Genomic DNA, 12,280 nt, shown 5'->3' on the forward strand with positions numbered 1-12,280 from the left:
CAGGTGGGGGAAGGGGGGGGGAGCGGATGCCGGCAGGGGCTCCGATCTGACCGCCGCCACTCTTCAAACAATTCTGATTGAAGCGCTGTAAGGCCCGCGACTAGCCTCGAATGACCAAAAGCGGGTTGTCAGGGGCAGATCATGGAACAACCGATGTACATGCCGATCCTCAAATGGCGACAGGGTGAGTATCTCGCGGTGGGTCGTACCAACGAAGGAATCAAGGATGGGATCTATCCTCTGTTCGAGATCCCTATCGAGCAGTGGGACTTCGAGAACGATGCGCCGGCCAAGTCACTCGATGACCACCTGAAGAATGTGGGCAGACGTCTGAGCAGTAACTGGAAGTCGCGCCGCTGCCTGTTTGATTCGCCCTATCTTGCTGGGGACGACACCATGGCGGACGGCCAGCATCATCTGGAGCGGATCTTCGACCTCATTCGCACCGCGGGATGCCAGGCCATTCCCGTTACCGGCATTGACCGGCACGTCGATTACCAACAGGCGGTGGCACGCATTGTCGCACGCGATGATCGTGGCTGCGGATTGCGGCTCGTACCGGATGATCTTGAAGGAGGACGCCTTGCTCGGATCTCCGGGCTGCTGAGACTGTTGGGAGTGGTATCTGGTCAGGTGGATCTGATCCTCGACAGCTCGGCCGACGTCGCCGACTCACCCACGCTGCAGGCATCGACTTGGCAGGCATGGATTGCGGCGGTTCCGGATCTGGCCGACTGGAGATCAATCACCATCGTAGGAGGCAGTTTTCCTGCCAGTCTGAGCCCCTCTTCGAGCTATCGCCCACATGGCGATGTGAATCGCCGGGAATGGCGCGCGTACACGCGGCTAGCCGGCATGCATTCTGGACGGATGCCGTGGTTTGGTGACTATGGCTGCGCTTCCCCGCAGACGGAACTGATGGATCCGCGCCTGTTCGACCCCAACGCCAAGATCAAGTACACGATCGATGATCAGTGGCGGATTGTTGTGGGTACCCAGATCAAGCGCAATGGCCGCGACCAGTACCGTGATCTGTGCAGGCACCTGGTCTCCGATCTGCCGGTGGTCTTCATGGGGCGCGGCTACAGCTGGGGCGATGCGTACATCGAAGACTGCGCAAACAGTGTCACCAGTACCGGGGGAAGCTCGACCTGGCCAACGGTGGCGACCAACCACCATATGACTAAGGTTGTTCGCGACCTCGCCAGTCTGACCGGCGCTTCAACTGTTCCCTGACCAGCGCACGGATTTCCGCAAGACTGTAGAGCTCCGACAGACGTTCACATAGCGCTGCGCGGTTGCCGCGCAGCGCTGATCTTTCCGGCGTCCGCCTGCCGATCAGAGCAGAAATTTCATCGCGCCAGAGCAGTGCTGCGACGGCCGTCGCGCTCACTGATGGATTGAGTTTTGCAGGCCGCACTAGTTCTAGCCTCACTGCGTTGCGCGCTCCACGTGATGCCAGCCTGATCCCCCACCAAGCAGGCAACGTCTCCAATGCATGGTCCAGGTGGCGCTGACCCACCACGATCGTCGCCTTGTCGAGGACATCGGAGTAGAACTGCTGCTGCAACGGGAGTCTCCGCAGCGTGTCGACATCACTCTTGATCTCGTAGCCGTGCAGGTGGCCATTGATGACACATACATCGACACGGCAGGCGCCGCGCGCAAGCCCCATTTCCTCCACCACAAGCGTGTTTGGATTTGCGACATGCTCAGCAATGACCTTGCCCAGCAGAGCTGATCGCACGTCACTGTCGGTAATCGGGTTCATGGCGGGATGATATCAAGGAGGTGTCGCGCACAGGTTTGAAACCCATTGCCGCCAGTCATGGGCAAGCTAGACGATCAGAGCGTCTTCGGGGATGTGACCCCGTGTTACTTGCCGATGCAGAAACTGGAGAAGATCCTTCCCAGCAGATCATCGGCACTCATCTGCCCGGTGATCTCGCCCAGTGCGTCATGGGCCAGCCGCAGTTCCTCGGCGGCCAGTTCCAGGTGCTCATTCGCCAGCTCGCCATCGGCGCGCTGCGCGTGTTCCTGCGCTCGCTCGATGGCATGCACATGGCGCGTGCGCGCGGAGAACTCGCCGTCCACCTGCTCCCCTGCCCCGCCCGAGGCAATCGAACGCAGGCGCGCATGCAGGTCGTCCAGCCCGGCGCCGGTGGCTGCCGAAACGAACACGCGGTCCGGGTCGTCCAGCGCCGGCAGCACACCGAGCAGGTCCGACTTGTTGTGGATGTAGATCTTGTGCGGCACCGCTGCCACGGCATCACCCAGCGCCGCCTGCCCGGCCGCCGGATCGCGCGCATCCAGCACGATCAGCGCCAGGTCGGTGCGCTCGATTTCCACGTGCGCGCGGCGCATGCCTTCGCGTTCGATGGCATCGCCGCCGTCGCGCAGGCCGGCGGTGTCGACCAGGGTCAGCTCCAGGCCATCCAGGCGGATGGTCTCGCGCAGCGTGTCGCGGGTGGTGCCGGCGATGTCGGTAACGATGGCGCGTTCGCTGCCGGCCAGGGCGTTCAGCAGTGAGCTCTTGCCGGCATTCGGCGGACCGATCAGCACGGCATGCAGGCCATCGCGCAGGCGGCGGCCACGTTCGGCGTCGCGGCGCAGCAGGGCGAGATCACTGCGCGCCTGTTCCAGGCCACGCCGCACCTGCGCGCCACCGAGGGTATCCAGCGGTTCGTCGGCGAAGTCGATGGCCGCTTCCACGTGGATGCGCAGCAGCACCAGTTGCTCGATCACGGCGTCGATGCGCCGCGAGAACACACCATCCAGCGAACGTCGCGCGGCGCGTGCGGCGCGGTTGTCGCCGGCCGCGATCAGGTCGGCGATGGCCTCGGCCTGGGCCAGGTCGAGCTTGCCGTTGAGGAACGCGCGTTCGCTGAACTCGCCCGGCCGCGCCTGGCGCGCACCGAGCGCGATGCAGCGCGCGACCAGTTGCTGCAGCAGGACCGGACTGCCGTGGCCCTGCAGTTCCACCACCTCTTCGCCGGTGAAGCTGTTCGGTGCCGGGAACCACAGCACGATGCCATCGTCGATGACCTCGCCATCGGCGTCGCGCAGGCGTGCGTAGTGCGCATGGCGCGGGCGCAGTTCAGGCGCACCCAACGCGTTGGCGATGGCCGCGGCGCGCGGACCGGACAGGCGCAGCAGGCCGACACCGCCAGCGCCCGGAGCGCTGGCAATGGCCACGATGGTGTCGGTGCGGATCGTGTCGTTCATGGTTCAGAGTTTCTCCAGCTGCGCGCGTGCCTGCGCGGCACCACTGCCCTGCGGCTGCAGCGCCAGGTAGGTCGTGTAGGCCCGCTTCGCCTTGGCCTTGTCGCCGGCGTTGAAGTAGGCATCGCCCAGGTTGAGATAGGCCACCGCACGCGACGGATCGATCTTCAGCGTGTTCTCCAGCCAGCGCGCCGCTTCGACGTAGCGCTGCTGGCGGTAGTAGACGAAGCCGAGGTTGTTGGCGGCCTGGGCGAAGTCCGGACGCAGCTTCAGTGCCTCGGTGAACTGGGCTACCGCTTCGTCGTACTGCTTCTCGCGGTACAGCTGCAGGCCGCGGTCGTTGGCCTGCTGCGCGCGCTGGCGGTCGGACGCCGGGCCGGCGGAGGGCACTACCAGCTTGGCCTTGCCGCCCTGCAGGTCAGCCACCGTCACCGGTGCCTGGCTGCCCTTGGCCTCGCTGGCGGCATCCACCTTGTTGTTCAGCGCGATCGCATCGGCGGTCAGCTGGCGCGTATCGGCATTGAGGAATTCCTGGCTGTCCGGCACCTGGAACACGAACTCGCCGCCCTGCGAACCCGGCAGGCTGCCGAAGGCCGGGGTCTGGTGCGAAACGGCTGAGACGGCCGGCGCCACGTAGGCGGCCAGCTCGGTACCGGTGATCAGGCCATCGCCGTTGAGATCGCCCTTGCCAGCCAGCGCCTGCAGCAGCACCCAGGTGAATACCGAGTGGCCATTCGGGCCGGCATCGGCCACCTGCTGGTCGGCACCACCGGCGGTCAGCATCTGCCGCGCGCTGCGACGCGCGTTCTCGCGCAGGAACGACGACGACGACGGGCCGCCACGGGTCAGGCCCAGGCCGCTGTAGCAGGCATCCATCACGAACATCACATGCTTGGCCTGCATGCTTTCTGCAATGTTCTGGATGTCGGTCATCGCAATCGCGTCGGTGGCGAATTCCTTCGGATCCGAATCGACCGGGATGATGTAGCCGAGGTCGCGCCCGGAGGCGAGCTGGCGGGTCGCGCCATGGCCAGCGAAGAATACGAACACGCGGTCGTTCTTCCCGGTGCGGTCATCGGCCAGGCGGTCGTGGAACGCGGCCAGGATGTTGTTGCGGGTGGCCTGCTCGTTCTTCAGCACGATCACCTGCGAGGACGGGAAGCCGAACTGCCCGGTGAGGGTATCGGCCACCGCCTGCGCGTCATGGCTGGCGTATTCCAGCTTCGGCCATTTGGCGTAGTTGTCGATGCCGACCACGATCGCCCACGACTTCTCGTAGCCGGTGGTGACGGTCGCGGCACCGGTATCGCCCTTGCGCACACGGGCGACAGTGAAGTCGCGGCCGTTCCAGCCGGCGAACTGGTAGCCATCGGCGATCAGCCGGTCGAGGATCTGCGGCAGTGCCTTCACTGCACGATCGTGGATATCGTGGAACAGGATGATGCCGCGCTGTTCCTTGTTCACCTGGTCCAGCACGCGCTGCACGATCGACTCTGGCACCGGGTCGGCCCAGTCCATCGAGTCGATGTTCCACATGATCGACTTCAGCCCGGCCTCGTTGAGCAGCTGCAGGCCTTCGGCATTGCGCGCACCATACGGGAAGCGGAACAGCGGCGCGCGCTTGCTGTCGACATCCTTCAGCAGCGTGTCGGTGTCCAGCACCTGCTGGCGCAGGGCGTCGCCGGTGGTGCGCGACAGCTGGGCGTGGGTCAGGCTGTGGTTGCCCACCGCATAGCCTTCTTCCATCAGGTTGCGGCTGATCTTCGCCATCGGGCCGAGGCTGACCTTGCCATCGGCCTCGACCTTGCCCAGGTTGCGGCCCACCTCGAAGAACACGCCCGGCACGTCGTAGCGCTTGAGGATGGCCACCACTTCATCGGTGTAGGCCTTGTGCGGGCCATCGTCGAAGGTCAGCACCACCGTCTTGGCCGGCAGGTCGCGGCCGAAGATCTCACGGTCGCTGTCCTTCATCGACATCGGATACGGCTCGATCACCCCGTAGTCGCGCAGGATCGCTTCACGGCTGTAGTCCTTGTGCAGGTGGGCGATGTAGTCGTCCCACTTCTCGCGCTTCAGTTCGATGGCGCGGGTGCGCTCGAAGCGGCTGAAGATGCGGGTCAGTTCCTGGTTGTAGTTGCGCTCGATCTCATCGAGCGCTTCCAGATCCTCACCGATGCGCTGGTGCAGCTTCACCGCCGGGAGCGAGGAATCGGTGCCGACCCGCTCATGCAGGTCACGCAGCACTTCACGGAAGGCCAGGCGATCGGCGTCGAACAGTTCGGGCGCAGACTCGATGTAGTCCAGCACCGTGCCGAGGGTGGCAAAGCGCTGCGGGCTGGAATCGCGCAGCAGGGTGTCGAACAGCGCGGCGATGGTCGTGCGCTGTTCCAGGCCATCATGGAACAGCTGCTGGCCCACACGCGTGGAGGTGCCGCGGTCGGCGGTCGACTGCTGCTCCTCGTCGGCCAGCAGCACGATGATCCGGCGGTAGCCATCGAGTTGCTTCTGCAGCGCGGCCATCAACGGCGCGGCGGCCGGATCGGCAGCGGCGGCGGCCTGCGCGCTGGGCTGGGTGACCGTGCTCGCCGGCACCTTCGCGTCCTTGTCGCCACAGCCCGCTACGGCCAGGGTCAACAGCAGCGAGGGCAGGAACAGGCGGAACGACGACGCACGCATGGCGGACTCGAAGATGGGAGGAACGGTATGCAGGCGATTCTAACGCCGCATGCGAAAAGCCCGCCTTGCGGCGGGCTTCTACTGGGGTCGGCCGGCCAGTGGCCGGCTCTGCCGATTACTTCTTCTTGACCGGGGCCGGAGCGGTGGTGGCCGGGACCGGCTCGCCGCCATGGCGCTTGGTCATCCACCACTGCTGCAGCAGGCCCAGGCCGCCGTTGACCACCCAGTACAGGACCAGGCCGGACGGCATGAAGGCCATCATGACGCCGAACACCAGCGGCATGAACTGCATCATCTTCTGCTGCATCGGGTCCATGCCCGGTGCCGGGGTCAGCTTCTGGGTGAACCACATCACCGCCACGTTGATCACCGGCAGGATGAAGTACGGGTCGCGTGCAGTGAGGTCCTGGATCCAGCCGAACCAGGGCGCCTGGCGCAGTTCGACCGATTCCACCAGCACCCAGTACAGAGCGAAGAAGATCGGCATCTGGATGAGGATCGGCAGGCAGCCGCCCATCGGATTGATCTTTTCCTTCTTGTACAGCTCCATCATCGCGGTCTGGAACTTCTGGCGGTCATCGCCATAGCGTTCCTTCAGCTGCGCGATGCGCGGCTGGAAGCGACGCATCTTGGCACCGCTCTTGTACTGGGTCGCCGACAGCGGGTACAGCACCAGCTTCAGCAGCACCACCAGGCCGACGATCGCCCAGCCCCAGTTGCCGACCAGCTTGTGCACCTGGTTCAGCACCCAGAACAGGCCCTGGCCGATCACCGCCATCATCGAGAAGCGGCTGTAGTCGACCACGCGGTCCAGGCCCGGCACGTCTTCCTTGGCAATCAGGTTGACCAGCTTCGGGCCGACCCACAGGCGGGCTTCGGTGCTGGTGGACTGGCCCGGGGCCACGGTGAAGGCCGGGCCACGCGCTTCGATCAGGTCACGACCGGCCACCTGCGACAGTACGTAGTGTGCGGTCTGGTCCTTCTGCGGGATCCAGGCGGTGAAGAAGTGGTGCTGCAGCATCGCCAGCCAGCCGCCGGTGATGTTCTGGTTGAGCGTGCCGTCTTCCAGGTAGTCCTTGAACGCACGACGCTGGTACTTCTTGTCGTTGTCGTACCAAGTGGCACCGTTGAAGCTGAAGGAGTCCGGGTTGGTCATGCTCCGCGACAGGATGGTCGGGGTGCGGTCCAGGGTGCGGTAGACGTAGCCGTTCCACGGCGCGGCGCCGGCATTGCTGACTTCGTCCTTGAAGCGCACGGCATACTCGTTGCGCGAGACGGTCAGGGTGCGCTTGATGGTCACGCCGTTGTCGGCGGTCCACACGAACGGGATCTGCAGCTCGTTCTGGCCCTTGGCCAGCACGAAGTCCTTGGTGTCACCGACCAGCTTGAAGCCGTCGGCGCCGGGAACCGGGGTGTTCTTGTCTTCGCTGGCCCAGCCACTGATCGCGCTGTACGGATGCGCGGGGTCTTCGGTCAGCAGGCGAACCGGCGGGCTGCCTTCGTCCTTGGTCTGCGGGAACTGCAGCAGCTCGGCGTCGAGCACGCGGCCACCATCAAGCACCAGGCGCAGCACGTCGGTGGTGACGGTCACGCGCTGGCTGGCCGGGGTGGCACTGGCCTGCGCCTGCACAGCGGCCTGGCCCGGGGCGCCCGGGACCTGTGCACTGGGAATGCTGCCCGAGGCAGCGCCCGGAACACTCTGTGCGGCAGCCGGGGCCGACGTGGTCGTCGGTGGCGGGGTCGGAGCAGCCTTTTCACGGCTCCACTCCATCCACAGCAGCACGGCCACCATCAGCCAGGCAAAAATGAGGAATACGCGGGTCTGGTTCATCAGCGGACAGGCTCGGCGGGGCCGGGACGCGATGCCGGCTCGGTCAAAGAAGGAGTTGCGATGCCATCAGGCGGCGGCATTGTGCCGTCCACGCCCGGCGCGGGCAATGCACGCAGGCGACGCAGCAGGCGCAGGAAGGCCTGGCGGATCTCGTCGTTGCTGGCGGAACGCGCAGCACTACGGGCCACGACGACGAAGTCGCCTGGCTGGATATCGGTACGTGTCTGACGCAGGATGTCGCGCAGGACGCGCTTGATCCGGTTACGCCCAACGGCGTTCGGATCGACCTTGCGGGAAACCGCCAGACCCAGCCTGGCCGGCCGGTCAGCCGGCAGCCAGTGCAGGGTCATCAGCGGATCGGACACACGGCGGGCGCCGTTGAAGACCGTTGAGTATTCGGCACGCGTGCGAACCCGCGCAGAGCGAGGGAATCGCTTGCGCGGGTCTGCAGTATTCACTGTCGAAGGGATTGCGTCTGCCGCAGGGTGCGGCATGGCAATCAGGCGCTCAGGACTTTGCGGCCCTTGGCGCGGCGACGCGACAGGATCTTGCGGCCGTCAGCGGTCTTCATACGGGCACGGAAGCCGTGGTCGCGCTTACGCTTGAGGTTGCTGGGCTGGTAGGTGCGCTTCGTGGCCATTGGGGGCCTCTCGTATGAATGGGACGGAAAGAACCGGAAATTCTAGAGAGGTCTCCCCCCTCACGTCAACCCCTGGGGACTACGCGAATTCACCGGGCTGTGCAATAGCTGTGGATGTTTTTGTGAATAAGTAGGGGACAAGCATTCCGAAGGCGGGCGCTCGGTGGTAGTCTGAGCCATCCATTTCCCCCCCTTTCCGGCCTGTGTTTGGGCGCCTTGTCGCGTCCATGCCCCGGCCACCGGACGATTATTGCTGATGGATGCCTGGTCCCGTAGTCTCGAGCGCCTCGAAGCGGAGTTCCCGCCGGAAGACGTTCATACCTGGTTGAAGCCGCTGCAGGCCGATCTGCGCGTGGACAGCCTGGTGCTGTATGCACCGAATGCCTTCATCGTCGACCAGGTCCGCGAGCTGTACCTGGCCCGGATCCGCGAACTGCTGGCTCACTTCGCCGGTTTCAGCGACGTTTTTCTTGAAATCGGCTCGCGCCCGCGCCCCGTGGAGGCGCAGAACGCGCCGGTTTCCACGTCGTCGGCGCCTGTGTCCAGCGAACCGCAGGTGCCGTTTGCCGGCAATCTGGACAATCACTACACCTTCGCCAACTTCGTCGAAGGGCGCAGCAACCAGCTGGGCCTGGCCGCTGCCTTCCAGGCAGCGCAGAAGCCGGGCGACCGGGCCCACAACCCGCTGCTGCTGTACGGAGGCACCGGCCTGGGCAAGACCCACCTGATGTTCGCCGCCGGCAACGCGATGCGCCAGGCCAATCCAGGCGCGAAGGTGCTGTACCTGCGTTCGGAACAGTTCTTCAGCGCCATGATCCGGGCCCTGCAGGAAAAGACCATGGATCAGTTCAAGCGCCAGTTCCAGCAGGTGGACGCGCTGTTGATCGATGACATCCAGTTCTTCGCCGGCAAGGACCGCACGCAGGAAGAGTTCTTCCACACCTTCAACGCGTTGTTCGATGGCAAGCAGCAGATCATCCTGACCTGCGACCGCTATCCGCGCGAGGTCGAAGGCCTGGAAGCGCGCCTGAAGTCGCGGCTTGCCTGGGGCCTGTCGGTCGCGATCGAACCGCCGGACTTTGAGACCCGCGCCGCGATCGTGCTGGCCAAGGCGCGCGAACGCGGTGCCGAGATTCCCGATGATGTTGCGTTCCTGATCGCCAAGAAGATGCGCTCCAACGTGCGCGACCTCGAGGGCGCGCTCAATACCCTGACCGCCCGCGCCAACTTCACCGGCCGCGCGATCACCACCGAATTCGCCCAGGAAACCCTGCGCGACCTGCTGCGCGCCCAGCAACAGGCGATCAGCATTCCCAACATCCAGAAAACCGTTGCCGACTACTACGGCCTGCAGATCAAGGATCTGCTGTCGAAGCGTCGGACCCGCTCGCTCGCTCGCCCCCGTCAGGTCGCCATGGCCCTGACCAAGGAACTGACCGAGCACAGCCTGCCCGAGATCGGCGACGCCTTTGCCGGTCGCGATCACACCACGGTGCTGCATGCCTGCCGCCAGATCCGGACCCTGATGGAAACCGACGGCAAGCTCCGCGAAGACTGGGACAAGCTGATCCGGAAGCTGAGCGAATGATGCACGGATGCCGATGAGGCGTCATCGCACAAAACGGTGCAGAATCCGGTAGCAAGCGCGGGACACGTTGTGGATAAAAATGGCGTCTGAAATCCCGTCGAATTTATCCACAGCTTTCCCCACCCCTTGGGGGTCGGTAATACAGAGGGTTTCGATGTCTGAAACTCCTTTATTTACAAAGACTTAGCATTGTTTTCCAGCGATTCTGTCTCTACCAGCACCACCAAGCTTTTGATTTATTCCACATTTTTTAAAGCATAGGGGCACGGAACCACATGCGTTTCACACTGCAGCGCGAAGCCTTTCTCAAGCCGTTGGCACAGGTCGTCAACGTGGTCGAACGCCGCCAGACCCTTCCGGTTCTGGCCAATTTCCTGGTCCAGGTGCAGAACGGCCAGCTGTCGCTGACCGGTACCGACCTGGAAGTGGAGATGGTGTCGCGGATCGCGGTTGAAGATGCCCAGGACGGTGAAACCACCATTCCCGCCCGCAAGCTGTTCGAGATCATCCGCGCCCTGCCCGATGGCAGCCGGATCACCGTCTCGCAGACCGGAGACAAGATCACCGTGCAGGCCGGTCGTAGCCGCTTCACCTTGGCAACCCTGCCCTCCAATGACTTCCCGTCGGTTGACGAAGTGGAAGCCACTGAGCGAGTGGCCATCGGCGAAGCGACCCTGAAGGAGCTCATCGAGCGCACCGCGTTCGCGATGGCGCAGCAGGACGTGCGCTATTACCTCAATGGCCTGCTGTTCGATCTGCGCGGTGACGCCCTACGTACCGTTGCCACCGACGGACACCGCCTGGCGCTGTGTGAAACCGACCTGGCCAAGCCTAGCGGTTCCAAGCGCCAGATCATCGTGCCGCGCAAGGGCGTGACCGAGCTGCAGCGCCTGCTGGAAAGCGGTGATCGCGAGATCGAGCTGGAAGTCGGCCGCAGCCACGTCCGCGTCAAGCGCGACGATGTCACCTTCACCTCCAAGCTGATCGACGGCCGCTTCCCGGATTACGAAGCGGTGATTCCGATCGGTGCCGACCGTGAAGTGAAGGTTGATCGTGAAGCGCTGCGCGCCTCGCTGCAGCGCGCTGCGATCCTGTCCAACGAGAAGTACCGCGGCATCCGCGTGGAAGTGTCGCCGGGCAACCTGAAGATCAGCGCGCACAACCCGGAGCAGGAGGAAGCCCAGGAAGAGATCGAAGCCGATACCACGGTCAGCGATCTCGCCATCGGCTTCAACGTGAACTACCTGCTGGATGCCCTCTCCGCCCTGCGCGATGAGGAAGTCATCATCCAGCTGCGCGACTCCAACTCCTCGGCGCTGGTGCGTGAGTCAAGCAGCGAGAAGTCGCGCCACGTGGTCATGCCGCTGCGTCTCTGACATCAGCCCGGTTCCACGTGGAACATAACGACGCCCGGGAAGCTCCCGGGCGTTTTTTTTTGCACGTTCCACGTGGATCATCGGGCCGACCCTTTCCAGCGTGTATTTCGGACGGAACGCATCTTCCTTGATGGACCCGGTTGCGTGCGCTTTGCTGCCCAGGCCCAACTACCGACGGGACGTTGAGTCGATGCCAGGGACTGCTTCCGAATCAAGTTTGATCGGGGCCGGTACCTGGAGTCTCAACGCGGTTGCTATGGGCCTGGCCTGGTCGGATGCCGAAGCGCATCCACGCTGCGGCGACAGTGCTCGCTGTTTCTGAAATCCTCTCTGTCCACAGGACTCATTCGGGGCAGATCGAGCCAAGCCTAGCTTCTAAATCTGGGTATAAATCTAAAGCATGGTGGTGATGGTAGAGCCAGATTTCGTGGAGAAATGTGTTATCTACATGATTTAAAAGGAATTTATGCGGGTGAAACCCCCTGTATAGAGGCGCCTCAGGCTGGGGGGGAACCTGTGGATAGTTTCCAGACCCAAGCAAAAGGGCTTTTTTATCCACAGATTGCCCATACCTTGTGTATAAGTCATACCGACCCGCTGTGGACAGCGTGAAACGAATGGGCCGGATTCTTTGAAATCTGTGGAACCTCCCAGGGCATCGGATCTCAGATTTGGAGGAATCCGGGCCCCCGCCCGCTCACCCGGCCGGGCAAGCGCTCATCAAACACCTGCGGCAGTGGTCCTGAAATCGTTGAAATCTGGCGGGCCACGCCCCGCAACCCTGTGCAGAATTGAAGGAATTTCAGCTGCGTTCGGAGCTGGAAACGGGCATGCCGGTGAACCGGCGCCACGTGGAACCCGCGATCAGTTGGTGCGCGGGAGCTTCTGCTCCGCGTCGATGCGGGTGCAGCACGTCCGGCTTGACCGATGCAGTAAGCTGATGGATT

General features: G+C 63.8%; 9 protein-coding genes. 3 read left to right on the forward strand and 6 right to left on the reverse strand.

Annotated features, from left to right (window positions below):
- Positions 1-153 precede the first annotated feature (153 nt).
- Positions 154-1,236: a beta family protein gene (locus A7X97_RS14070; RefSeq protein ID WP_072168765.1), complete on the forward strand. Its 1,083-nt coding sequence runs from the start codon at positions 154-156 to the stop codon at positions 1,234-1,236.
- Here the strand turns inward: A7X97_RS14070 and A7X97_RS14075 are convergent.
- The 6 genes from A7X97_RS14075 to rpmH form a co-directional block, all read right to left on the reverse strand.
- Positions 1,184-1,771, reverse strand: coding sequence for a sce7726 family protein (locus tag A7X97_RS14075; protein WP_072168766.1), 588 nt, complete (start codon positions 1,769-1,771; stop codon positions 1,184-1,186). The two genes, A7X97_RS14070 and A7X97_RS14075, sit on opposite strands and share 53 nt — an antisense overlap.
- A gap of 104 nt (positions 1,772-1,875) precedes the next feature.
- A complete protein-coding gene (gene mnmE / locus A7X97_RS14080; RefSeq protein ID WP_072168767.1) occupies positions 1,876-3,225 on the reverse strand; it encodes a tRNA uridine-5-carboxymethylaminomethyl(34) synthesis GTPase MnmE in 1,350 nt (449 codons plus the stop codon).
- A gap of 3 nt (positions 3,226-3,228) precedes the next feature.
- Positions 3,229-5,898 (reverse strand): polysaccharide deacetylase family protein, encoded by a 2,670-nt coding sequence (locus A7X97_RS14085; protein ID WP_072168768.1) that lies wholly within the window; start codon positions 5,896-5,898, stop codon positions 3,229-3,231.
- 115 nt (positions 5,899-6,013) lie between these two features.
- The gene (gene yidC / locus A7X97_RS14090) at positions 6,014-7,729 is read right to left on the reverse strand and encodes a membrane protein insertase YidC (RefSeq protein ID WP_072168769.1); all 1,716 of its coding nucleotides are present in this window, start codon (positions 7,727-7,729) and stop codon (positions 6,014-6,016) included.
- Positions 7,729-8,223, reverse strand: coding sequence for a ribonuclease P protein component (rnpA, locus tag A7X97_RS14095; RefSeq protein WP_072168770.1), 495 nt, complete (start codon positions 8,221-8,223; stop codon positions 7,729-7,731). Before rnpA ends, yidC begins: the two co-directional genes overlap by 1 nt.
- 5 nt (positions 8,224-8,228) lie before the next feature.
- Positions 8,229-8,369 carry a 50S ribosomal protein L34 gene (gene rpmH / locus A7X97_RS14100; protein ID WP_005411729.1) on the reverse strand — a complete coding sequence of 47 codons (141 nt, stop codon included), beginning with the start codon at positions 8,367-8,369 and terminating at the stop codon, positions 8,229-8,231.
- Positions 8,370-8,625: 256 nt separating this feature from the next.
- Between rpmH and dnaA the strand changes: the two genes are divergently transcribed.
- Both dnaA and dnaN read left to right on the forward strand, forming a co-directional pair.
- Positions 8,626-9,957, forward strand: coding sequence for a chromosomal replication initiator protein DnaA (dnaA, locus tag A7X97_RS14105; protein WP_049417185.1), 1,332 nt, complete (start codon positions 8,626-8,628; stop codon positions 9,955-9,957).
- A 275-nt stretch (positions 9,958-10,232) separates the two neighbouring features.
- Entirely contained in the window at positions 10,233-11,333 is a 1,101-nt protein-coding gene (gene dnaN, locus A7X97_RS14110) for a DNA polymerase III subunit beta (protein ID WP_005411731.1), read from the forward strand.
- The last annotated feature ends 947 nt before the right edge of the window (positions 11,334-12,280 follow it).

Source organism: Stenotrophomonas sepilia (genome assembly GCF_003244875.1).
Lineage (GTDB): Bacteria > Pseudomonadota > Gammaproteobacteria > Xanthomonadales > Xanthomonadaceae > Stenotrophomonas > Stenotrophomonas sepilia.

Bases quoted from the DNA above. Each gene is read 5' to 3' on its own strand.
- A7X97_RS14070 (WP_072168765.1), top strand. From the start codon at position 154: ATGTACATGCCGATCCTCAAATGGCGACAGGGTGAGTATCTCGCGGTG.
- A7X97_RS14075 (WP_072168766.1), bottom strand. From the start codon at position 1,771: ATGAACCCGATTACCGACAGTGACGTGCGATCAGCTCTGCTGGGCAAG.
- mnmE (WP_072168767.1), bottom strand. From the start codon at position 3,225: ATGAACGACACGATCCGCACCGACACCATCGTGGCCATTGCCAGCGCT.
- A7X97_RS14085 (WP_072168768.1), bottom strand. From the start codon at position 5,898: ATGCGTGCGTCGTCGTTCCGCCTGTTCCTGCCCTCGCTGCTGTTGACC.
- yidC (WP_072168769.1), bottom strand. From the start codon at position 7,729: ATGAACCAGACCCGCGTATTCCTCATTTTTGCCTGGCTGATGGTGGCC.
- rnpA (WP_072168770.1), bottom strand. From the start codon at position 8,223: ATGCCGCACCCTGCGGCAGACGCAATCCCTTCGACAGTGAATACTGCA.
- rpmH (WP_005411729.1), bottom strand. From the start codon at position 8,369: ATGGCCACGAAGCGCACCTACCAGCCCAGCAACCTCAAGCGTAAGCGC.
- dnaA (WP_049417185.1), top strand. From the start codon at position 8,626: ATGGATGCCTGGTCCCGTAGTCTCGAGCGCCTCGAAGCGGAGTTCCCG.
- dnaN (WP_005411731.1), top strand. From the start codon at position 10,233: ATGCGTTTCACACTGCAGCGCGAAGCCTTTCTCAAGCCGTTGGCACAG.